Annotated in this window: 21 protein-coding genes; 13 read left to right on the forward strand and 8 right to left on the reverse strand. The window is 67.6% G+C overall.

Annotated elements, in window-relative coordinates; translation table 11 throughout:
* Positions 1 to 129 precede the first annotated feature (129 nt).
* Positions 130 to 1,317, forward strand: coding sequence for an MFS transporter (locus ACVOK1_RS15645; protein ID WP_481562608.1), 1,188 nt, complete (start codon positions 130 to 132; stop codon positions 1,315 to 1,317).
* A gap of 15 nt (positions 1,318 to 1,332) precedes the next feature.
* On the opposite strand, the gene ACVOK1_RS15650 is transcribed toward ACVOK1_RS15645, so the two are convergent.
* From ACVOK1_RS15650 to ACVOK1_RS15675, 6 genes are all read right to left on the reverse strand, one after another.
* A complete protein-coding gene (locus ACVOK1_RS15650; protein ID WP_481562609.1) occupies positions 1,333 to 3,405 on the reverse strand; it encodes an acyltransferase family protein in 2,073 nt (690 codons plus the stop codon).
* Between the two features lie 53 nt (positions 3,406 to 3,458).
* Entirely contained in the window at positions 3,459 to 4,148 is a 690-nt protein-coding gene (locus ACVOK1_RS15655) for a DUF2058 domain-containing protein (RefSeq protein ID WP_108769280.1), read from the reverse strand.
* Between the two features lie 10 nt (positions 4,149 to 4,158).
* On the reverse strand, positions 4,159 to 4,398 hold the full coding sequence (locus tag ACVOK1_RS15660) for a SlyX family protein (protein ID WP_108769281.1): 240 nt from the start codon (positions 4,396 to 4,398) through the stop codon (positions 4,159 to 4,161).
* Complete coding sequence (locus ACVOK1_RS15665) at positions 4,391 to 5,734, reverse strand: UDP-glucose dehydrogenase family protein (RefSeq protein WP_406235619.1); 1,344 nt, start codon at positions 5,732 to 5,734, stop codon at positions 4,391 to 4,393. The genes ACVOK1_RS15660 and ACVOK1_RS15665 overlap by 8 nt, the downstream gene beginning before the upstream one ends.
* A 22-nt stretch (positions 5,735 to 5,756) precedes the next feature.
* A complete protein-coding gene (locus ACVOK1_RS15670; RefSeq protein ID WP_108769283.1) occupies positions 5,757 to 6,734 on the reverse strand; it encodes an FKBP-type peptidyl-prolyl cis-trans isomerase N-terminal domain-containing protein in 978 nt (325 codons plus the stop codon).
* 95 nt (positions 6,735 to 6,829) lie between these two features.
* Complete coding sequence (locus ACVOK1_RS15675; RefSeq protein ID WP_108770710.1) at positions 6,830 to 7,417, reverse strand: glutathione peroxidase; 588 nt, start codon at positions 7,415 to 7,417, stop codon at positions 6,830 to 6,832.
* A gap of 615 nt (positions 7,418 to 8,032) precedes the next feature.
* Here ACVOK1_RS15675 and ACVOK1_RS15680 point away from each other — a divergent pair.
* From ACVOK1_RS15680 to ACVOK1_RS15705, 6 genes are all read left to right on the forward strand, one after another.
* Entirely contained in the window at positions 8,033 to 8,392 is a 360-nt protein-coding gene (locus ACVOK1_RS15680; RefSeq protein WP_108769285.1) for a GntR family transcriptional regulator, read from the forward strand.
* The gene (locus tag ACVOK1_RS15685; RefSeq protein WP_108769286.1) at positions 8,392 to 9,267 is read left to right on the forward strand and encodes an ABC transporter ATP-binding protein; all 876 of its coding nucleotides are present in this window, start codon (positions 8,392 to 8,394) and stop codon (positions 9,265 to 9,267) included. Before ACVOK1_RS15680 ends, ACVOK1_RS15685 begins: the two co-directional genes overlap by 1 nt.
* Positions 9,264 to 10,289 (forward strand): hypothetical protein, encoded by a 1,026-nt coding sequence (locus ACVOK1_RS15690; RefSeq protein ID WP_164074445.1) that lies wholly within the window; start codon positions 9,264 to 9,266, stop codon positions 10,287 to 10,289. The genes ACVOK1_RS15685 and ACVOK1_RS15690 overlap by 4 nt, the downstream gene beginning before the upstream one ends.
* 21 nt (positions 10,290 to 10,310) lie before the next feature.
* A complete protein-coding gene (locus ACVOK1_RS15695; RefSeq protein WP_481562610.1) occupies positions 10,311 to 11,198 on the forward strand; it encodes a GIN domain-containing protein in 888 nt (295 codons plus the stop codon).
* Positions 11,199 to 11,229: 31 nt separating this feature from the next.
* Complete coding sequence (locus ACVOK1_RS15700; RefSeq protein ID WP_481562611.1) at positions 11,230 to 11,859, forward strand: hypothetical protein; 630 nt, start codon at positions 11,230 to 11,232, stop codon at positions 11,857 to 11,859.
* 106 nt (positions 11,860 to 11,965) lie between these two features.
* Positions 11,966 to 12,391, forward strand: coding sequence for a hypothetical protein (locus tag ACVOK1_RS15705; RefSeq protein ID WP_200753171.1), 426 nt, complete (start codon positions 11,966 to 11,968; stop codon positions 12,389 to 12,391).
* 58 nt (positions 12,392 to 12,449) lie between these two features.
* Here the strand turns inward: ACVOK1_RS15705 and ACVOK1_RS15710 are convergent, their stop codons facing one another.
* Positions 12,450 to 13,889 (reverse strand): class II fumarate hydratase, encoded by a 1,440-nt coding sequence (locus tag ACVOK1_RS15710; RefSeq protein WP_481562612.1) that lies wholly within the window; start codon positions 13,887 to 13,889, stop codon positions 12,450 to 12,452.
* 232 nt (positions 13,890 to 14,121) lie between these two features.
* On the opposite strand from ACVOK1_RS15710, the gene purB reads away from it, so the two are divergent.
* From purB to ACVOK1_RS15730, 4 genes are all read left to right on the forward strand, one after another.
* The gene (gene purB, locus ACVOK1_RS15715; RefSeq protein WP_200753169.1) at positions 14,122 to 15,489 is read left to right on the forward strand and encodes an adenylosuccinate lyase; all 1,368 of its coding nucleotides are present in this window, start codon (positions 14,122 to 14,124) and stop codon (positions 15,487 to 15,489) included.
* Positions 15,490 to 15,755: 266 nt separating this feature from the next.
* Positions 15,756 to 17,684 carry a M1 family metallopeptidase gene (locus ACVOK1_RS15720; RefSeq protein ID WP_313145885.1) on the forward strand — a complete coding sequence of 643 codons (1,929 nt, stop codon included), beginning with the start codon at positions 15,756 to 15,758 and terminating at the stop codon, positions 17,682 to 17,684.
* Between the two features lie 126 nt (positions 17,685 to 17,810).
* Positions 17,811 to 18,542 (forward strand): hypothetical protein, encoded by a 732-nt coding sequence (locus ACVOK1_RS15725; protein ID WP_481562613.1) that lies wholly within the window; start codon positions 17,811 to 17,813, stop codon positions 18,540 to 18,542.
* Positions 18,539 to 19,162, forward strand: a complete 624-nt coding sequence (locus ACVOK1_RS15730; RefSeq protein WP_481562614.1) for an HAD family hydrolase — start codon at positions 18,539 to 18,541, stop codon at positions 19,160 to 19,162. Before ACVOK1_RS15725 ends, ACVOK1_RS15730 begins: the two co-directional genes overlap by 4 nt.
* Positions 19,163 to 19,419: 257 nt before the next feature.
* Here ACVOK1_RS15730 and ACVOK1_RS15735 read toward each other — a convergent pair whose 3' ends face one another.
* Positions 19,420 to 20,358, reverse strand: coding sequence for a carbohydrate kinase family protein (locus ACVOK1_RS15735; RefSeq protein ID WP_079223403.1), 939 nt, complete (start codon positions 20,356 to 20,358; stop codon positions 19,420 to 19,422).
* Between the two features lie 283 nt (positions 20,359 to 20,641).
* Here ACVOK1_RS15735 and ACVOK1_RS15740 point away from each other — a divergent pair, with 283 nt between their 5' ends.
* The gene (locus ACVOK1_RS15740) at positions 20,642 to 21,688 is read left to right on the forward strand and encodes a rod shape-determining protein (RefSeq protein ID WP_079223402.1); all 1,047 of its coding nucleotides are present in this window, start codon (positions 20,642 to 20,644) and stop codon (positions 21,686 to 21,688) included.
* 118 nt (positions 21,689 to 21,806) lie between these two features.
* The coding region (gene mreC / locus ACVOK1_RS15745) for a rod shape-determining protein MreC (protein WP_481562615.1) at positions 21,807 to 22,902 on the forward strand (1,096 nt) is incomplete at its 3' end.

Raw genomic sequence — 22,902 nt, forward strand, 5'->3', positions numbered from 1 at the left:
CCCAGCCTTTGGGGTGGGTGCCATCCACCGTCGCAAAGGCCCCCTATGGTGGGGGTCGGGCGGGCCCAGGCCGGGGGTCTTCTCCCGGCGGCGGGGGGGGGCCGGGCGCTACCGTGCATGATTCCCGCGATGACCGTTCCTGCTGCTCGCCTGTCCAGCTTCTACCTGTTCTATTACGCGGCGCTGGGCGCCTTCACGCCGTACTGGAGCCTGTTCCTGACCGCGCGCGGGATGAGCGTCACCGCCATCAGCGTGATGATGGGCCTGTGGTACGCCACCCGCGTGGTCGCGCCCAGCACCTGGACCACGCTGGCCGCCGCCTCGCCGCGCCCGATCCGCCTGCTGCGGGTGGGCTGCGTGCTGACGCTGCTCAGCTTCGCCGTGTTCCTGCTGCCGCTGCCGCAGCCATGGATGTACCCGGCGATGGTGGTGTTCTGCTTCTTCTACAACGCGGTGATGCCGCAGTTCGAGTCGATCACCCTCACCCACCTGGGCAGTGACAGTCATCGCTACGGGCTGATCCGGGTCTGGGGCTCGCTGGGCTTCATCGCCATCGTCACCCTGTTCGGCTGGCTGATCGAAGGCGATGGCAGCGGCAACCGCGCCGGGCTGCTGCCATGGATGATGGTACCGCTGTTCGCCCTGCTGGTGGTCTCGGCCTTCAGCAACCAGTACGCGCGCGATATCGGCAAGGCCGAGGGCGATGCCAGCGGCTTCTGGCAGATCGTGCGCCGCCCGCCGGTGCTGGCGTTCTTCCTCGCCGCCTTCATGGAACAGCTGTCGTTCGGGCCGTACTACACGTTCTTCTCGGTCTACATGGACCACCACGGCTACCGTACTTCCACCCTCGGCCTGCTGTGGACCATCGGCGTGGTGTTCGAGGTGGGCGTGTTCTTCACCATCGGCCGCTTCTTCCGCCGCTACGACGCCAGCTGGATGCTGCTGATCGCACTGGTCAGTTCCTGCCTGCGCTGGGCGGTCACCGCGCTGTTCCCGGAAAACCTGCCGGTGATGCTGGTGGCGCAGACCGCACACGCGCTGGGCTTCGCCGCGTTCTTCGCCGCGGCGATGCAGATGCTTGCAACCTATTTCCCCGGCCGGCTCAACGGCCATGGCCAGGGCCTGCTGTACGGCTTCTCGTCCGGTGTGGGTGGCGTGCTGGGCGCACTCATCGCTGGCCAGCTGTGGACCATCGACAATGGCCGCACGGCGTTCCTGGCCGGCAGCGGTTTCGCCCTGGTCGGCGCCCTGCTGTGCTTCTTCGCGCTGAGCCTGCCGTTGATCCGCGCGCGGCGCCGCGTCGCCCGCGCGGAGTGAACGCCATGCGCCGCTTCAGGGCTGGCGCAGGACCTTCTGCAGTGACGGCAGCAGCACGCGGTTGCCATAACCACTGACGTGGTCGCCATCGAAGTACAGCGGCCGGCCATCGCGCTGTGCCGGGCACAGGGTGTCGTCACACAGCACCGGCAGCGGGTCCCACATCACCGCACCCGGCAGGCCATCGACCACCTGCTGCAGGCTGCCGAGCATGGGCGCACGCAGCGCCTCCATGTCCGCGCGGGTGCTGACCAGTCCATTGCGGCAGACTTCATTGTCGGCGTTGAACGCATCCGAACACCGGTATGGAGGTGCTGGCAGCACGGGCTTGGGCGCCTCCATCACGACACGGACGCCGCGCTCGGCCAATGGCTTCCACTGGGCGATCGCCTCGGCCACCTCAGCGTCACGGCCTGCGGCCGCTTCCGGCGTGCGTTCGCCCGCGAGCTGCGCCGCGGCATCGAACAGCACGAACTGGTCGGACAGGCGCGGAACCCGCAGTGACACCAGCACCACCACGTCACCAGGCTGCGCCCGCTGGCTGATGTCGACGAACACGGCCGCGTCGAAGGCTTCGCAGCCTGCGCCCGCTCCCCGCCACTTCTGCAGGCTGACCTGCGGGCAGCCGCCACGGCCATACAGCGAAACCTGCGCACCGGAATCCAGCGCCAGCCGCTGCAGCAGCTCGATGTAGGCCATGGCATGCGAATCGCCGGCCACGAACACGCGGGCGGGTGCGGCCGCGGGGACAGGACGATCACAGCGACCGCGCGCATAGGTGCGGGCACTGCCCCCTTCAAAGCGATGCTTGCTGGTCACCAGCGCGCACCCCGGGAAATCGTCGGCCACGCGCCTGCTGCTGGCGTACCAGTCCGCGGCATTCCGGCTGACGGTGCTGAATGACAGCAGCGATGCCTGCGAGTACAGCAGCATCTGCAGGGCGCCGGCCAGCACGAGCGCGGCAGCGCCACTGGCCACCCAGCGCAGCGACGTCGCGCGCGGCGCCAACGGGCCACGGAAGGGCTGTTCCACCCAGCGCCACGACAACCAGGACAGCAGCGCCACCAGCAACGTCGCCGAGAGCATCTGCAGCGGTGTTTCCAGGCCCACGGTCCAGCGCATCAGCACGAACACCGGCCAATGCCAGAGGTAGAGCGAGTAGGACAGCAGGCCGATGCGACGCATGGGCGCGCTGGCCAGCACGCGGCCGATCCAGGCCTGCGGATGGTGGTGCAGCGACCACAGCAGCCCCGCCGTGGCGAATGCCGGCAGCAGGCCATCGGGCCACGGTGAGTGTCCAGCGCGCGCCGTCCACAACGCCCAGCCCAGCAGGGCCAGCGACAGCGCGGCCAGCAGCGAGAACACCCACGCACCACGGGCCAGCGAGCGCTGCGTCAGCGGGTCGAGCGATGCGCGCACATGCAGCAGCTGGAACAGCAGCACACCCACGCCCAGCTGCCACAGCCGCGTGGTCGTGGCGTAGAAGGCCCAGGAAGGCGGCACGTCGCGCAGACCCAGCACTGCCGCATGCAGCAGCGATGCCGCGCTGACCAGCAGGAACAGGCCCAGGCTCAGCCAGCGCCCACGTGCGCCCCGTGCCCAGGCCAGGAACAACAGCGGGAACAGCAGGTAGAACTGCTCTTCCACGCCCAATGACCAGGTGTGGGTATAGGGATTGAACTCGGCCTTGGGCGCGAAATAATCATTGCCGACCGCGGCCAGCACCCAGTTGCTGAGGCCGAAGAAGGCCATCAGGCCCGTCTTGTCACTGGCCTCGCTCAACCACGATTCGGGAATGAACATCACGCTGGCCATCGCAGTGACCAGCAGGCAGGTGACCAGGGCCGGGGCGATACGGCGGATGCGCCGCGCATAGAAGCGCAGCATCGAAGCACCCAGCGACAGTGGCGGCAGGCGATGCACCGACGCACTGACCACGAAACCGGAAATGACGAAAAACACGTCCACGCCGGTGAACCCGCCCGGCAGCCAGGCCGGGTCCAGGTGGAACACGATCACCGCCAATACGGCGATCGCGCGCAGTCCATCGATGTGCGGTACGTAACCGCGCCCTGCCTCAGCCGTCATCCTGCCCTTCCCCCAACTGCCACGTCGGCGGGCGTGGCAGGCAACTCAATCCATTACCAGACCAGGTCGTCCGGCACCTGGAACTGCGGGTCCGCGTACGGATCTTCCTCGGCCGGCGCGTTCGGATCGACCTTCAGCGCCACCGACGCGGCGAACACCGCTTCGGACTGCGCCAGCAGCTCGGCGGTCACCAGCAGGTAACGGCCGTTGAGCTGGACCACGCCCAGCTCACCCGCATTGAGTGCGGTCAGCTGCGCGGCGGTCACGTAGATGCGCTTGATCTTGCCGCCATACGGGAAGTGGCGGGCGATGTCGGCCGCCTCGTCATTGAGACCCTTGTCCTTCAGCAGTTCTTCCAGCTTGGCCTTGGCCTCGCGGCGCTGGCGCGCTTCTTCCTGCTTCAGGCGCTCGGTCTCGATGCGCTCTTCCTTTTCCTTCTGCGCGCGGATGGCGTAGGCCTTGGCCAGGTCCATCTCTTCGGCGCTGCGCGGCTTGCGCGGGCCCTGCTGGCCCGGGCCACGCGACTGGCCGGGCTTGCCGGGCTTGCCGGCGCCGCCATTACCGTGGCCACGACGCTCGCCAGGCTTGTGCTCGCCCTTGCCAGCGCCCTGCGGCTTTCCATTGCCATTGCCACCCTTGCCCTGCGGGCGGCCATCACGGCGGGGGCCATCATTCTTGCGCTCGGGCTTGGGTGCCGGCTTGAAGCCCAGGCCCATCAGCTGGTCGCGGAGGGTATCGCTCATAGGAATCAGATCAGTAGTGCGGCGGCGGCGGTTCGCTCGCCGGATCAGAAGAATGCAATGCATTGCGGACCTTGCCCAGGTCTTCCAGCAGCACGCGCAGCACATCGGCATTGCGGCTGCCCTGCATGCGTGCATCGGCCAGCGCATCGCTCAATTCGGCCAGCGCGTGTTCCTGGAAGGACACGCGCATTTCCAGTTCGACCAGGCGCGCTTCCAGCGCCTGCTCGCGTTCACTCGATGAATCAGACATGCAACGAACGTCCCCGGCCAATGCCGTAGTAAGCCAGACCGGCAGCCTCGACCTCGGACGGGTCGTACAGGTTGCGGCCATCGAACACCACCGCGTCCTGCAGCTGCGAATGCAGCGCCTGGAAATCGGGGCTGCGGAACTGCTTCCACTCGGTCACCACGACCACCGCATCGGCGCCCTGCAGTGCGTCTTCGGCACTGCTGCAGAACACCAGGTCGTCGCGCTGGCCGAAGATGCGCTGCGCTTCATGGGTGGCTTCCGGGTCGTAGGCACGCACGCGCGCACCGGCGTCCCACAACTGGGCCAGCAGGCGGCGGCTGGAGGCCTCGCGCATGTCGTCGGTGTTCGGCTTGAAGGCCAGGCCCCACACCGCGAAGGTCTTCCCGCGCAGGCTGGCGTCCGCGCCGTAGTGGCGCTGGATGAGCTCGAACAGGTGGCCCTTCTGCGCCTCGTTGACCGCTTCGACCGCGTCCAGCAGCTTCGGCGCCAGGCCGTACTGCTGCGCGGTGCGGGCCAGCGCCTGCACGTCCTTGGGGAAGCACGAGCCACCGTAACCGGCGCCCGGGTAGATGAAATGCCAGCCGATGCGCGGGTCCGAACCGATGCCCTGGCGGACCTGCTCGATGTCGGCGCCGACGCGCTCGGCGATGTTGGCCATTTCGTTCATGAACGAAATCTTGGTGGCCAGCATCGCATTGGCGGCGTACTTGGTCAGCTCGGCCGAACGCACGTCCATTTCCACGACGCGGTCGTGGTTGCGGTTGAACGGTGCGTACAGGCGGCGCATGACCGCCACCGATTCGGCGCTGGAGGCGCCGATGATGATGCGGTCCGGGCGCATGCAGTCCGCGACCGCATCGCCTTCCTTCAGGAATTCGGGGTTGGACACCACGTCGAAGGCGATGTCCGCGCCACGCGCAGCCAGCTCTTCGGCGATCGCCGCACGCACCTTGTCGGCGGTGCCCACCGGCACCGTCGACTTGTTGACCACCACGGTCGGCACGCTGATGTGCCGGCCGATGGTGCGGGCCACGGCCAGCACGTACTGCAGGTCGGCGCTGCCATCCTCGTCCGGCGGCGTGCCGACGGCGATGAACACCACCTGCCCGTGGCCGATGGCCGTTGCGGCATCGGTGGTGAACGCCAGCCGCGATGCGGCATGGTTGGCCTTCACCATCGGCTCCAGGCCCGGCTCATAGATCGGGATGACGCCCTGGTTGAGGCCATCGACCTTGGCCTGGTCGATGTCCACGCAGACGACCTGGTGGCCGGCATCGGCCAGGCAGGTACCTGTCACCAGACCGACGTAGCCGGTACCGAAAATCGCAACGCGCATGTCCGTGCTGACTCCTGGCGGCTTACGGCAGGACGCCCAGCAGCTCGACGTCGAAGGTCAGTGCGGCGTTCGGGCCGATCGGGCCACCCGGGGTGCCGTTCTCGCCATAGGCCAGGTCGCCCGGGATCCAGAAGCGGTACTTGGAGCCGACCGGCATCAGGGCGACGCCCTCGGTCCAGCCCTTGATGACCTGGTCCAGGCCGAATTCGGCCGGGCCACGACCGGCGGAGCTGTCGAACACGGTGCCGTCCAGCAGCTTGCCTTCGTAGTTCACGCGCACCTTGCTGGTCGGCAGCGGGCGCTCGCCGCTACCCGGGCGGATCACCTGGTACTGCAGGCCCGAGGCGGTAGTCACCACGCCCGGCTGGGTCTTGTTCTTGGCCAGGAATGCATTGCCTTCCTGACGGTTGGTCTGCGCGGCCTGGGCAGCCTTGGCCTGCATTTCAGCCTGCTTGGTGCCCATGAACGACTGGATGGTCGCGGTCGCGTCGGCTTCGGTCATCTTCGGCTGGCCCTTGGTCAGGCCGGTGCTGATCGCTTCGAACAGCGAGGCGGTGTCGATGTCGTCCTTCAGCTGGGCCAGCGACGGGCCGATCGAGTACGAACCGATCATCTGCGCGACCTTGACGCGGTCGACCTTGGCCGGCTGCGAGCCCGGGGCCATCCCCGGAACCTGCTGGCCGTTGCGGGCCATCACGACCTGGCGCAGGGCCGCATCGGTGGCCTTGGCCTGGTCCTGGGTGATCTGCGGCTGCAGGCCTTCGAACGAACGCTCGACGGCGGTACGCAGGGCAGCCACGTCGATTTCATCGGCGATCGGCGCGAACGACTTGGCCACATCCAGACCGATGGCGTAGCCGAGCTTCTGCTTGGGGGAATTCAAGGTTGCGGTCTCCTTGGCGGCCGCCGGTGCGGCCGGTTGTTGCGACAGGGCGACACCGGAGGTGCCCATCGCCAGAATCAGAACCGACGCCGCGGCGCCGCGCATTCCCATCTTCATTCGCTGCATTCCTGGAAGTGTCTGGGCGCCGACGTCGGCGCGAAACGATCATTGTCGCACGCACGCCGGAGATGTCGAGGCGTGCGTGCTTTCATTCAATGCACGGCCGGTGCGGCCAGTGCCTTGTCGATGGCCGCCTTCAGCTGCGGATCATCCGGGGTGACCTTGCTGGCGAACTGGGCGATGACCTTGCCATCGCGGCCGACCAGGTACTTATGGAAGTTCCAGCCCGGGGCGACGCCGGTGGCGGCGGTCAAGCGCTGGTACAGCGGCGTGGCCTCCGGACCGGTGACGTGCACCTTCTCGAACATCGGGAACTTGACGCCGTAGGTCAGCGTGCAGAAATCCTGGATCTGCTTCTCGTCACCGGGCTCCTGGCCCTTGAAATCATTCGACGGGAAGCCGAGCACGGCAAAGCCCTTGCTGGCGTACTGCTTGTGCAGCGCCTCCAGGCCTTCGTACTGCGGGGTATAGCCGCACTTGCTGGCGGTGTTGACCACCAGCAGCACCTGGCCGTGGTAGCGCTTTTCCAGGTTGACCTGCTGCTTGCCGGCCAGCGGGCGGTAGCTCACATCGAGCAGGTCGGCGGCCAGGGCGGTGGCCGAACCGGCCAGACCGAAGGCCAGGACGGTCAACAGGGACAGGCCGCGGAGGCGGCGCGGGAAAGCAGTCGGCAGAGGCATGAGGGTCATTCCGCAGTAGCTGTTTCAGGGCTCCGGCCAGCTCGGGCCGGGAATCGGCCGAACTATAGCACCGGGGCCCGGAGCGCCTGCCGTTGCAGGGCGGGCGGCACTTTGCATGGCGTGGCGGCTGCGGCCGGAGCACCCGGCCAGCGCACCTTTGATGACATAGCATCGATGTTGCTGAATGGAAGCAGGCAGGATCGTGCTGGCGGTGCGAGGCCTTTTTTTCCAGTCGGATCAATCACTTGAGATGATATTTCGGAACTGTGACCACCCCTGCCATCAGTTGGGTGGAAGCAGGGCTTGCACGACAGCGTGCCGGTGTTATAGTTGCATACAACACCAGTCACCTGAGACAGGGGGAACCATGAACATCCTGATGCGACGCCGCCATGCCGCTCCTGCGGTCACCGCCGTATCGACGCTGTTGGCCCTGCTCTGGCTGGCCCTGCCGGCACCACCGGCGCCCTCCTCCTCCACCGATACAGCGCAGGACGCAGCACCCTTCACGGCCGGGAACGCCGAACCCTCTCCCCCTCCCCCGCGTCGGCTGCACAGCTCCCTGTCCATGCCGTACTTCTCGTTCGCACAGCCGCTGACCCCACGGAGCTGAATATGAGCGACATCCAGTGGAGCGACGGCGCTCCCATCTACCGCCAGCTGAAGGAGCGCGTGATCGCCATGATGCTCGACGGAATTCTCAAGCCGGGCGACGCCCTGCCTTCGGTGCGCCAGGTGGCCGCCGACTACCAGCTCAACCCCATCACCGTTTCGCGCGCCTACCAGGAACTGGCCGATGAAGGCCTGGTCGAGAAGCGCCGCGGCCTGGGCATGTTCATGACCGAGCCGGCCGCCACGCAGCTGCGCAGCAGCGAGCGCGAACGCTTCCTCAATGAAGAATGGCCGGCCGTCCTGGAGCGCATCCAGCGCCTGGGCCTGAGCCTCGACGAATTGCTGCCCCAGGGGAAGATCTGATGAGTACCGTAGCAAGCGACGCCGTCATCACCGCCAAGGGCCTGCGCAAGGCCTACAAGAACACCGTTGCCCTCGACAACGCCAGCTTCTCCATTCCGGCAGGCCGCATCGTCGGCCTGATCGGGCCCAATGGCGCCGGCAAGACCACCGCGCTGAAGGCCATCCTCGGCCTGACCTCGGTGGAAGGCGAGCTGTCCGTGCTGGGCCGCGACCCGCGCGTGCACCGCGATGAACTGATGAAGGACATCTGCTTCATCGCCGACGTGGCCGTGCTGCCGCGCTGGCTGAAGGTGCGCGAGGCCATCGATTTCGTGGCCGGCGTGCACCCGCGCTTCGACCGCGCCCGCTGCGAACGCTTCCTGGCCAACACCAAGCTGCAGCCGAAGCAGCGCGTGCGCGAGCTGTCCAAGGGCATGATCGTGCAACTGCACCTGGCCCTGGTGATGGCCATCGACGCCCGCGTGCTGGTGCTGGACGAGCCGACCCTCGGCCTGGACATCCTGTACCGCAAGGAGTTCTACCAGCGCCTGCTGGAGGATTACTTCGACGAACAGAAGACGATCATCGTCACCACCCACCAGGTGGAAGAGATCGAGCACATCCTCAGCGACGTGATGTTCATCCGCGATGGCCGCGTGGTGCTCAGCGCGGAGATGGACGAGGTGGGCGAGCGCTACACCGAACTGCTGGTGGGTGCCGACCAGCTGGACACCGCCCGCGCACTGAAGCCGATCGACGAGCGCAGCCAGGCCTTCGGCAAGACCGTGCTGCTGTATGACGGCGTGCCGCGCAGCCAGCTTTCCACCCTGGGCGAGACCCGCAACGCGGGCCTGGCCGATCTGTTCGTCGCTGTCATGAAGGGGACCTACGCATGAATGCCGTCAACCATCCGGTCAGCCCCGCAGGCACCCTGCGCTGGCTGCTCAAGCGCGAATACTGGGAAAACCGCGGCGGCTTCTTCTACGCACCGCTGATCGCCGGCATCGTCTCGCTGCTGATGAGCGCGGTGGGCATCGGCCTGGGCCTGTTCGCCCTGCACCGCGCCGCCCGCGACGGCGGCCTGCACGTCGACGGCGAGAACGTGAACATCAACGGCCTGGACCTGGGCCTGCTGACCCAGAAGATCAGCGCCAAGGACATGGCCGACCTCGGCAACGGCCTGGACCTGACCCTGCTGCTGAGCTCCGCCTGGCCCTTCCTGGTGCTGGCCTTCGTGGTGTTCTTCTACTGCCTGGGCGCCCTGTACGACGACCGCCGCGACCGCAGCATCCTGTTCTGGAAGTCGCTGCCGCTGTCGGACACCCAGACCGTGCTGTCCAAGGTGATCAGCGCCCTGATCGTGGCACCGCTGGTGGCCACCCTGGCTGCCGTCGCCACCATGTTCGGCTTCCTGCTGATCATCAGCATCGTCGCGGTCACCCACGGCGGCAGTGCGACCACCCTGATCTGGGGCCCGGCCAGCCCGGTGTCCCTGAGCGCCGGCCTGCTCGCCGCCATCCCGGTGTACGCGCTGTGGGCGCTGCCGACCGCCGGCTGGCTGCTGCTGTGCTCGGCCTGGGCCAAGAGCAAGCCGTTCCTGTGGGCGGTCATGCTGCCGCTGTTCGCCGGCATCATCGTCAGCACCACCAAGCTGATGCATGTGTTCGACATGACCACCGGCTGGTTCTGGCAGCACATCGTCGCCCGCCTGCTGCTGGGCACGGTGCCGGGCGTGGACCTGGTCTACCGCCTCAGCGCGAACGACAAGGCCAAGAACGTCGAGTCGCTGGCCGCGCTGATGAGCCCGGCCGAGCAGTTGAAGACCCTGGCCATGCCCGACCTGTGGATCGGTGCAGCGTTCGGCGTCGCCTTCATCGTCCTGGCCATCGTCCTGCGCAAGCGCGCCGGCGAAATCTGATCCCTATCCGGAGAGACCACCATGCGTACCCTGCTCGCCTGTAGTGCCCTGTTGCTGCTGTTGCCGCTGTCGGTGCAGGCCGCCGACGCACCGAACTGCAAGTTCTCCGCCCCGCGTTCGCTGAAGCTGGACGCGGCCGGTGCCAAGGCCGTGGTGTTCGAGGTCAACCAGCACGACCTGAAGGTGATCGCCAATGCCGGTGGCGGCCAGCTGGATGGCCGCGCCTGTGCCTCGGACAAGAGCTGGCTGGACCAGCTGGTGCTCGACCAGCGCCGCGAAGGTGACAAGCTGGTAGTCAGCCTGCGCCGCGACGGCCGCAGCGGCCTGAGCATGGGCAACAGCTATGCGTGGCTGGACATCCGCGGCAGCGTGCCGGACAACCTGCCGCTGCAGTTCCGCATCGGCTCCGGCGATGCCAGCATCGACAACGCGCAGTCGCTGAGCATGGACGTGGGCTCCGGTGATGGCATCGCCCGCGGCACCCGCGGCAGCGTGCACGCGGCGGTCGGCTCGGGTGACCTGGACATCCAGGGCGCCGCCTCGCTCAACCTGCTCTCGCTGGGCTCGGGCGACGTCAAGGCCCGCACCATCGGCGGCGACGCCGTGGTCGGCACCGTCGGTTCGGGCGACCTGAAGATCAGTGACGTGCGCGGCAACGCCCGCCTGGAGACGGTCGGCTCGGGCGACATCGGCTTCCGCCAGGTGAAGGGCAACGTCGAGATCGGCGTGGTCGGTTCCGGCGACGTGGACATCGACCAGACCGGTGGCAACGTGCATGTGCGCAGCCACGGCTCGGGCGACATCACCGTCAACGGCGCCGGCGGCAACCTGACCGTCGACCACAGCGGCAGCGGCGAGGTCCGCCACCGCGACATCGGCGGCAAGGTCACCCTGCCGCGCGGCAAGTAAGCCATCCATCCATTGCCTTGAGGGGAACGCCATGATCCTGCTGCGCCTGATACCTGCCGTCCTGCTGTGCCTGCCGCTGATCGCCTGTAGCGGAACCTCGTCGTCGTCTTCCGGCGCCGATGCCTCCGCCACCGACACCTCGCCGGGCAAGGCCGTTGCCGACGCCACCGGCGAGATCGGCAAGAGCGTCAAGGAAGCCACGGACAAGGCGCGCGAGGAGATCGCCAAGGGCAACATCAAGATTTCCTCCGACAAGCAGCCCCGCGCCGAGATCACCCCGGATGGCCGCTTCCTGATTGCCGGCAAGGAAGTAGAGACCACGCCGGCGCAGCGTCGCCAGCTGCTGGACTACCGCGGCCATATCGCCGGCATCGCCCAGGACGGCATGGAGATCGGCGTGGCCGGTGCCAAGCTCGGCGCCAACGCCGCCAGCGAAGCGATCAAGGGTGTTTTCAGTGGCGACACCGACGGCATCGAGAAGCGCATCAATGCCGAGGCCGAGAAGCTCGAGGCCCAGGCCAAGCAGCTGTGCAACCGCCTGCCGGCGATGCTGGCCAGCCAGCAGGCGCTGGCCCGCGACCTGCCGGCGTTCCAGCCCTACGCGAACATGGACCAGTCCGACATCGACGACTGCGACACCAACAAGGTCGTCAACCGCTGAGCCTGTGACATTTCGCCGCACCCGGCCGGCAACCTGACCCGTTGCCGGCCGCGCCGGGGCGCCCGGGCTTACAATGGCCGCCCCCGATGCACCCGATTGAACCGCCATGAAGAAGCTGTTGCTGCTGCTGGTCGCCCTGCTCTGCCTGGGCCTGGCCGGCTGCGACCAGGACTACCGCAACCACCGCGCCGAGCGCGGCAAGCCCAAGATCTCCGTCAGCGAAAGCATGGTGACCGTGCGTCGCCAGCCGGCGCCGAACATCATCATCCTGCCCGACGGCACGATGAAGGTCGACGAGATCCAGATCCCGCTCAACGATGGCCAGCGGCAGATGCTGCAGACCATGTTCGGCAAGCTGCAGGTGCTGCGCCAGAACACCCTGGTGGCCGCCCCGGCCGACCCCAACATGCAGCCGGTGAAGATCCAGCCGCCGGACGGCATGGAGGTGATTCCGCCGGACCTGGTGCAGACCATTCCGGAGTTCAAGGACTACACCGAGACCTTCGGCAACATCGTCGCCGACCGTCGCTGACACGAAAAACGCCGCCCCGAAGGGCGGCGTTTTTGTTTGATGCGTGGATGCCGGCCGATCAACCGCCGGCGCCACCGCCACCGGCCTGGATGCCACCGGCGGTCAGCGCGGTCGGGTCCAGCAGGCGCCGCAGCTCGGCCTCGTCCAGGCCGCTGTCCTCCAGCGCCACATCCAGCACCGGCCGCTGTTCCTTGTAGGCACGTTTGGCAATCGCCGCGGCCTTCTCATAGCCGATGATCGGGTTCAGCGCGGTCACCAGGATCGGGTTGCGGGCCAGGGCTTCGGCCACGCGGTCCTCGCGCACCTTCAGCCCGGCAATGGCGCTGTCGGCCAGCAGGGTGGACACGTTGGCCAGCAGGCCGATGCCATCGAGCAGGTTCACCGCGATCAGCGGCAGCGTCACGTTGAGCTGGAAATTGCCGGTCTGGCCGGCCACGGTGATCGCGGTGTGGTGGCCGATCACCTGCGCGCAGGCCATCACGGTCGCCTCGGGAATGACCGGGTTGACCTTGCCCGGCATGATCGAGCTGCCCGGCTGCAGGGCCGGCAGTTCGATCTCGCCCAGCCCGGCCAGCGGACCGGCATTCATCCAGCGCAGGTCATTGGCGATCTTGATCAGGGCCACCGCCAGCGCATTGAGCTGGCCGGACAGTTCCACGGCATCATCCTGCGATGCCAGGCCTTCGAACTTGTTCTCGGCACTGTCGAACTTGAACCCGGTCTGCTGCTTGAGGGCCTTGGCCACCTGCGCGCCGAAGCGCGGGTCGGCATTGATGCCGGTGCCGATGGCGGTGCCACCCAGCGGCAGGCGACGCACGCGCTTGAGGCTGTCCTCGATGCGCTCCTGCGCCGAAGCCAGCTGCGCCGACCACGCACCGAACTCCTGCTCGAAGGTCAGCGGCATCGCATCCATCAGGTGGGTGCGGCCGGTCTTGACCACCTTGCGCAGGCTGCGGCCCTTCTTGTCCAGGGTCTTGCGCAGGTGCACCAGCGCCGGCAGCAGCTGCTCGTGCACGGCCAGCACGGCCGACACGCGCAGCGCGGTCGGGATCACGTCATTGGAGCTCTGGCCCTGGTTGACGTGGTCGTTGGGATGCACCGCGGTCTTGCCCGCCTTGCCGGCACGGTTGGCCAGGGTGGCAATGACCTCGTTGGCGTTCATGTTCGACGAGGTGCCCGAGCCGGTCTGGTAGACGTCGATCGGGAAATGCGCGTCCCAGTCACCGGCCGACACTTCGGCGGCGGCCACCTGGATGGCCTTGGCGACGACCTTGGGCAGGTGACCCAGCTCGGCGTTGACGCCGGCGGCGGCGCCCTTCACCAGGCCCAGGGCGCGGATGAAGCCGCGCGGCATGCGCTGGCCCGACACCGGGAAATTCTCGACGGCGCGCTGGGTCTGCGCGCCCCACAGGGCGTCAGCGGGCACCTGCAGCTCGCCCATGCTGTCGTGTTCGATACGGAACTTCGCGGTTCCACCCTTGCTTGCAGCTTTGCTCATTGCATCGACTCCGCACTACTTTTGTTGGGGAAAGGGAAGCGGCGGCTGGCAGCGGGTCGCTTCCCGGGGCTGGCGGCTGTGCCAACGATACTCCCTTGTCCGCAGCAGGGGACAACGCCAATGGACCGCAGCATCCGATCGGTAGCGCCGGGCCATGCCCGGCGAGCGCGAAGCGCGGCAGCCCGCAGCGTCGTAGAATATGGCCCCCGCCGCTCGCCCCAGCCCTGCCGACATGTCCGATTACGCCCTGCTCGCCCTGTCCCCGCTCGATGGCCGTTATGCCGGCAAGGTCGATGCCCTGCGCCCGATCTTCTCCGAATACGGCCTGATCAAGGCCCGCATCACGGTCGAGGTCGAGTGGCTGCTGGCCCTGGGCGCCGAGCCGGGCATCGTCGAACTGGCCGCGTTCTCCGAGGCCGCCACCGCCCGCCTGCGCGCCCTGGCCGCCAACCTCACCCCGGCCCAGGCCGCGCGCGTGAAGGAGATCGAGCGCACCACCAACCATGACGTCAAGGCGGTGGAGTACTTCATCAAGGAACAGCTGAAGGACGACGCCGAGCTCGCCCCGGCGCTGGAATTCGTGCATTTCGCCTGCACCAGCGAAGACATCAACAATCTCAGCTACGGCCTGATGCTGGAACAGGCCCGCCGCGAAGTGCTGCTGCCGAGCCTGGACGGCATCGCCGCCACCCTGCGCACCCTGGCCCACGCCCAGGCCGCACAGCCGATGCTGTCGCGCACCCACGGCCAGACCGCCTCGCCGACCACCCTGGGCAAGGAGCTGGCCAACGTGGTCGCCCGCCTGGAGCGCCAGCGCCGGCAGATCGCCGCGGTCGAGCTGACCGGCAAGATCAACGGTGCGGTGGGCAACTACAACGCCCACGTCGCCAGCTACCCGGCGGTGGACTGGCCGGCCTTCGCCGAGCGCTTCGTGACCAGCCTGGGCCTGGTGTTCAACCCGTACACCACGCAGATCGAGCCGCACGACAACATCGCCGAGATCGGCGATGCCGCGCGCCGCGCCAACATCATCCTGATCGACCTGGCCCGCGACATCTGGGGCTACATCTCGCTGGGCTACTTCAAGCAGCGCCTGAAGGAAGGCGAAGTCGGTTCGTCGACGATGCCGCACAAGGTCAACCCGATCGATTTCGAGAATGCCGAGGGCAACTTCGGCATCGCCAACGCCCTGTTCGAGCACTTCAGCGCGAAACTGCCGATCAGCCGCTGGCAGCGTGACCTGACCGATTCCACGGTGCTGCGCGCACTGGGCACCGCCTTCGGCCACGGCCAGGTGGCGCTGGATTCGCTGGCCAAGGGCCTGGGCAAGCTGGAAGTGAACCCGCAGCGCCTGGATGCCGATCTGGACGCGGCGTGGGAAGTGCTGGCCGAGGCCGTGCAGACGGTGATGCGCCGCCACGGCCTGCCGAACCCGTACGAGCAGCTGAAGGCGCTGACCCGTGGCCAGGGCATCACGGCGGAGTCGATGCGGGCGTTCGTGGAGACGCTGGCGCTGCCGGAGGATGCCAAGCAGTCGCTGCGTGAGATGACCCCGGGGAGTTACACGGGTCTGGCTGAGGCGCTGGCTCGCAAGATCTGAGGGGTTCCTTTGCGGCGGCGGCCGCGGGCGCTGCCTGCGGCAGGCTTTACTGCCAGGGCAACGGCAACGGCAACGTCAAAAGCGGCTCTGGGTTATGCCGTGCTTGGCGGGGCGGGGTTGGGTTGCCGGGCCCCCCCCGGACCCCCCCCCCCGGGGCCGCCCCCCCCCCGGGCCGGCCCCCGGCCGGCCTTACCCCGCATCGCGCAACGCGTCCGGGGCGAGGGAGAGGTACCATTGGGGTTTGATCCCCGTAACGGTCCCGATTCATGCGTAATCCGCTGATGCTCCTTCCGCTGGCCGTGGCCCTGGCCGCCGGCTGCTCCCAGGAGGCGGCCGCGCCCGCCGCCGCCCCGACTGCCGAAAAGGCCCCCGCCGCCCCCGTGAACGCCGAGAACCGCAGCCACGACGAAAGCTCGTACGCCGAGCCGGACAAGGTCGTCATCAAGGACATCGCGCTGGATCTGAAGCTGGACTTCGACCAGAAGCAGATCGGCGGCACCGCGACCTACACCCTGGAATGGAAGCAGAAGGACGCCCAGCAGCTGGTGCTCGACACCCGTGAGCTGAACGTCTCCAAGGTCGAGGCCATCGGCGCCGATGGCGCGCGCAGTGAACTGAAGTTCGCCCTGGCCCCGGTCGACAAGGTGTTCGGCAGCAAGCTGACCATCGAAGCGCCGGAACAGCCGGCCAAGGTCGAAGTGACCTACCACACCGCACCGACCGCCTCGGGCCTGCAGTGGCTGGAGCCGTCGATGACCGAGGGCAAGAAGCTGCCCTTCATGTTCAGCCAGTCGCAGGCCATCCACGCCCGTTCCTGGGTGCCGCTGCAGGACACCCCGAGCGTGCGCTTCACCTACAGCGCGCACGTGACCTCGCGCCCGGACGTGATGGTGCTGATGAGCGCCGACAACGATCCGAAGGCCGCGCGTGACGGTGACTACACCTTCAAGATGCCGCAGCCGATCCCGTCCTACCTGCTGGCCATCGCTGCCGGTGACCTGGTGTTCGAGCCGATTTCCGGCCGCTCCGGCGTCTGGGCCGAGCCGACCATGGTCAACAAGGCTGCCAAGGAATTCGAAGACACCGAGAAGATGATCGGTGCCGCCGAAAAGCTGTACGGCGAATACCGCTGGGGCCGCTACGACATGCTGGTGCTGCCGCCGTCGTTCCCGTTCGGCGGTATGGAAAACCCGCGCCTGACCTTCGCCACCCCGACCGTGATCGTCGGCGACAAGTCGCTGGTCTCGCTGGTCGCCCACGAACTGGCGCACAGCTGGTCGGGCAACCTGGTGACCAACGCCAGCTGGAAGGACATCTGGCTCAATGAAGGCTTCACCACCTACGTCCAGGGCCGCATCACCGAAGCCCTGTACGGCAAGGAGATGGCCGAGATGGAGAAGCAGATCGACCAGACCGACCTGCTGGCCGAAGTGAAGGACATGAGCCCGGCCGACCAGGCCCTGGCCCTGCCGCCGCTGAACGAGCGTGATCCCGACGAAGCCCTGAGCCAGGTCGCCTACGTCAAGGGTTCGTGGTTCCTGGAGTTCCTGGAACAGCGCTTCGGCCGCGAGACCTTCGATCCGTTCCTGCGTGGCTGGTTCGATGACCATGCCTTCCAGAGCGCCAACACCGACCAGTTCGTCGACTACCTGAAGAAGAACCTGCTGCCGAAGAACCCCTCGGCGGTGAGCGAGGCCGAGCTGAAGGCATGGCTGGACGAGCCGGGCATCCCGTCGTTCGCCACCAAGGCACAGTCGCGCAACTTCAGCAGCGTCGATGCCGCGCGCATCGCGTTCTCCGGTGCGGGCAGCCTGCCGGCCAACCAGGTCACCGCCGAGTGGGGCACCCAGGAATGGGTCCGCTTCATCGACGGCCTGGGCACCACCCTGCCGCTGGACAAGCTGGCTGCGCTGGACAAGGCGTACCACTTCACCGGCACCGCCAATGGCGAAATCGCCATGCGCTGGTACCCGCTGGCCATCCGCAGCGGCTACGAGCAGGCCAATGACGCGGCTGCGGCGTTCATCGAGCGCGTCGGCCGTCGCAAGCTGATCATGCCGATCTACGCCGAACTGGTGAAGACCCCGAAGGGTCTGGAGCTGGCCAAGCAGGCCTTCGAGAAGGCCAAGCCGGGCTATCACCCGATCACCACCGCCTCGGTCCAGGATCTGCTGGCCAAGGCTGAAGCCAAGTAAGCGGTAGTGCCGGCCGCTGGCCGGCAACCAGGCACTGCGTCACCGGCAACGGCGGGGAAACCCGCCGTTGCTGTATCTGCCATCCGCCGCCGATAGAATCGGGGGGCACCCGCAAAGGACTTCCGCATGAAACGTCTGATCCTGATCACCGCCTGCGCCTTGGCCCTGGCCGCCTGCAGCAACCCCGAGGAAGAGCGCAAGGCGCAGGAAGCCGCTGCTGCCGCCGCCCAGGCGCAGAGGGAAGCCAAGGCCGAGGACGTCGCCAAGCAGTACGACGCAGCCGTGGCCTCGCAGGACTGGGAACGCGCGCGCATCCACGGTGGTTCGCTGCTGGACCAGTACAAGGACACCGCCGCGGCCGAGCGCATCGCCGCCGGCTTCGATGAAGTGAAGGCCAAGGGCGATGCCGCGCGCGACCTGCGCCGCATGCAGGCGCTGTGGCAGTACAACGAGATTCCGGTCGGCAGCAAGGGCAAGCAGGTCTCGGCCACCATCTACAGCAAGGAACGGGTGGACGTGGACGGCAGCGGTGCCAAGCCGGTGCAGCTGGTGTTCCGCGACCATCCCGAATGGAAGCGGCATGCCTATCTGGTGCTGCAGGCCGGTGATTTCCGCTGCCCGCAGTGCACGGTGAAGGTGACCGTGGACGATGGCAAGCCGATCTCGATGGCGGCCTGGCGGCCGAAGACCGATGAGGCCATCGCAATGTTCATCACCGACCAGAAGGCGCTGTGGAAGCTGGCGCAGAAGGGCAAGTCGATCAGCATCGAGTTCCCGGTGAAGGCCGGTGGCACCCGCACCGCGGTGTTCGAGACCGGTGGCGTGGACACCAGCCGCATGCCGCAGTGGTGGAAGTGACGGCCACTGCCGTGGTCGCGCCGGCACTGTCGGCCGTGCGCCACTGGGTGTTCGACATGGATGGCACGCTGACCGTGGCCATGCATGATTTCGAGCGCATCAAGCGCGAGCTGGGCATCCCGCCCAGCGCGGACATCCTCGTGCACCTGGCGGGCCTGCCGGGTGCGGAGGCGGCGCGGAAGCGTGCCTGGCTGCTGGCTCACGAGCGTGACCTGGCCGAAGGCGCGCTGCCGGCGCCCGGCGCGGTCGAGCTGCTGCGCGCGCTGGCCGCAGCCGGTTGCCAGCTGGGCATCCTGACCCGCAACGACCATGCGCTGGCCAAGCTGACGCTGGATGCGATCGGGGTAGGGGATCTGTTTGATGATCGCTGCATCATCGGTCGCGATGAAGCGGTGCCGAAGCCGTCACCCGACGGCGTGCAGCAGCATCTGCGGCGCTGGGGCATCGGTGCCGACGCAGCGGTGATGGTGGGCGACCACGCCTACGACCTGGACTGCGGCCGCGCCGCCGGAGCGCACACCGTGCTGGTCAACCTGCCCGACAACCCGTGGCCGGGCCGCGCGGACTGGCATTTCGCCGATTGCCGCGCGTTGTTGGCCGCCTGGCAACAGAACGGGTAGCGCCGGGCCATGCCCGGCGGGTAGTGCCGGCCGCTGGTCGGCAGTGTCGACCAAGGTCGACACCTACCAGAGCGATTCGCGGTAGCGCCGGGCCATGCCCGGCGGTGTGGGTAGTGCCGGCCGCTGGCCGGCAGTGTCGACCAAGGTCGACACCTACCAGGGCAGGTCGAGATAACGCGTCGGGTGGAGAGCCCCCTTGTTGTTCAAGGGGGCGCGCCGAAGGCGCGGGGATAAGGTGAAATGCGCGGGCAATTTGGTTACGCGCCCAGCGCGTAACCGAACTGCTGCTTGAACTGGTCGTGGAACTCTTCAAACGTGAAGCGCTGGTTCTGCGTGCCCGGGTGCTCGACCTTCAGCGCGCCCATCAGGTTGGCCATGCGGCCGATGGTCAGCCAGTCGTAGCCCTTCTCGATGCCGTAGATCAGGCCGGCGCGGAAGGCGTCGCCACAACCGGTCGGGTCGACCACGCGGCGCTCGTGCGCCGGCGGGATGTCGTAGCTCTTTTCCGGGGTGTGGATGACCGCGCCCTTCGGGCCACGGGTGGTGATGTAGGCCTTCACCCGGCTCACGATCTGCTTCTCGTCCCAGCCGGTGCGTTCCTGCAGCAGGTTCGACTCGTAGTCGTTGACCACCACGTAGTCGGCCTGCTCGATGAAATCGCGCAGCTCCGGCCCGTTGAACAGCGGCAGCGCCTGGCCCGGGTCGAAGATGAAGGGGATGCCGCATTCCAGGAACTCGGCCGCGTTCTGGATCATGCCGTCACGGCCGTCCGGCGCGACGATGCCGAAGGTGACGCCCGGCACGTCCTTCACGTGGTTCTCGTGCGAACGCATCATCGCGCCCGGATGGAACGCGGTGATCTGGTTGTTGTCGTGATCGGTGGTGATGAAGCACTGCGGGGTGAACATGTCTTCCAGTACGCGGACCTGGCTGAGGTCGATGTCCATGCGCTCGAAGTGCTCACGGTACGGAGCGAAATCCTGACCGACGGTGCCCATCGGGATCGGGCTGCCGCCCAGCAGCTTCAGGTTGTAGGCGATGTTGCCGGCGCAGCCGCCCAGTTCGCGACGCATGCGCGGGACCAGGAAGGACACGTTCAGGATGTGCACCTTGTCCGGGAGGATGTGATTCTTGAACTGGTCCGGGAACACCATGATGGTGTCGAAGGCAAGAGAACCACAGATCAGAGCGGACATCGATGTAAGCCTATGCGGTGAATTTTGGGGGTGGCCAGCCGGCATCGGCCAGCAAGCAAATGGCGCCCTTGGGCGCCCGACGGCGCAAAGGTTACCTGCTGGTGCCGCTCAGGGCCAGAACCGGGTGATGCCCGATCAGGCCGAAACCCAGCCAAGTCGCGGGTTCAGCTAGTTTTTTCCTTGCTCGCCGGGAAGCGGGTTGCTAGGCTTGTCGGCCTCGAATTCTGCCCATTTTTTCGCCATCCCGCGGCGGGCACGACACCCCTCAGGACTCCTTCCTCAGATGTTCAAGAAACTCCGTGGCATGTTCTCCAACGACCTGTCCATCGACCTGGGCACGGCCAACACCCTTATTTACGTGCGTGGGCAGGGTATCGTTCTGAACGAGCCGTCGGTCGTGGCCGTGCGCCAGGACCGTGCCATCGGTGGCACCCGCTCGGTGGCAGCCGTAGGCGCCGAAGCCAAGCAGATGCTGGGCCGTACCCCGGGCCACATCACCACCATCCGCCCGATGAAGGACGGCGTCATCGCCGACTTCACCTACACCGAGGCGATGCTCAAGCACTTCATCAAGAAGGTGCACAAGTCCCGCGTGCTGCGCCCGAGCCCGCGCGTGCTGGTCTGCGTGCCGGCCGGTTCGACCCAGGTCGAGCGCCGCGCCATCCGTGAGTCGGCCGAGGAAGCCGGTGCCCGCGACGTGTTCCTGATCGAAGAGCCCATGGCCGCCGCGATCGGCGCCGGCATGCCGGTCACCGAGGCACGCGGTTCGATGGTCATCGACATCGGCGGCGGCACCACCGAAGTGGCGGTGATCTCGCTGAACGGCATCGTCTATTCGGCCTCGGTGCGCATCGGTGGCGACCGCTTCGACGAGTCGATCACCAACTACGTGCGCCGCAACCACGGCATGCTGATCGGTGAAGCCACCGCCGAGCGCATCAAGGTCGAGCTGGGCTGCGCCTACCCGCAGGCGGAAGTGATCGAGATGGAAATCTCCGGCCGCAACCTCGCCGAGGGCGTGCCGAAGATGATCAAGATCAGCTCCAACGAAGTGCTGGAGGCCCTGCACGAGCCGCTGTCGGGCATCGTCAGCGCGGTCAAGCTGGCCCTGGAACAGACCCCGCCGGAACTGTGCGCCGACGTCGCCGAGCGCGGCATCGTGCTGACCGGTGGTGGCGCCCTGCTGCGCGACCTGGACCGCCTGATCTCCGAGGAAACCGGCCTGCACGTGCAGGTGGCCGACGACCCGCTGACCTGCGTGGCCCGCGGTGGCGGTCGTGCGCTGGAACTGGTCGACATGCACGGCAACGAGTTCTTTGCGCCGGACTGAGGCCTGCCGCCTGGTCGTTCCTGCAGCGCCCTTCCGGGGTGTGGCCCGCTGCTGCGGGCCAGCACCGGTGGGGCGCCGCCGTGTTTCCTCTTCGCCCTTTGCTGGTTGAACTGTTGCCGTGCCGCCTTACGCCGGTCCTCCCGTAGCCTCCCGATCCGGTGACGCCGCCAGTCCGCTGCGACTGCTCGCCTACCTGGCCATGGCCATCATCCTGATCGTGCTGGACGACCAGGCCGGTTGGCTGGCGCGCGTGCGCGCCCAGGCCGACACGCTGGTGCAGCCGGTGTGGGCGCTGGCCGGCCTGCCGGGCAAGCTCAGCAACCAGGTGCGCGACAACGCGGCCAGCCATGGCCAGCTGGTGGCCGAGACCCGCGAACTGCGCAACCAGCTGCTGCTGGCCAATGCGCGCCTGACCCGCCTGCAGACCGCCGCGCTGGACAACGCCCAGCTGCGCGAACTGCTGAACGTGGCCGAGCGCAGTGGCCTGGACGTGCAGCTGGCGCCGATCCTCGATATCGACCTGGACCCGGTCAAACAGCGCCTGGTGCTCGATGCCGGCAGCCGCGATGGCGTGCACGTGGGCCAGGCGGTGATCGATGCCGGTGGTCTGATGGGGCAGGTGATCAGCACCACCGGTGGCACCTCCACCGTGCTGCTGCTGACCGACCCGGACCATGCGGTGCCGGTGACCGTGGCCCGCAATGGCGTGCGCCTGATCGTCTACGGCCGCGGCGACACCCTGCAGCTGCGCGACATTCCGTTGAGCGCGGGCGTGGAAGTGGGCGATGAGATCGTCACCTCCGGCCTGGGCGGGCGGTTCCCGCCGGGCTTCCCGGTCGGCACCATCACCGCACTGCGCCCCGACGACACCCACGCCTTCCTGGTGGGCGAAATGAAGCCTGCCGCCCAGCTCGACCGCGGCCGCGACGTACTGCTGCTGCGCCCGGGTGCGGCAATTCGCTTGCCTGCGGCAGGCGAATTGCCTCAGCCAAGTTTGCCTTTGGCAAACCAGGCTGCCGGGGGGGCATCCCACCTTACCCCCGCGCCGTCGGCGCGCCCCCCTCAACAAGAGGGGGGCTCTGCCCCAGCCAGCTCCCCGGTAGTGGGCGCCCCGCGCCGCCCCCCCCCCCCCCCCACCCCCCCCCCCCCCCCCCCCCCCCCCACCCCCCCCCCCCCCGCCCCCCCCCCCCCCCCCCCCCCCCCCCCCCCCCCCC

The sequence above is a fragment of the Stenotrophomonas sp. STEN087 genome (assembly GCF_056759115.1).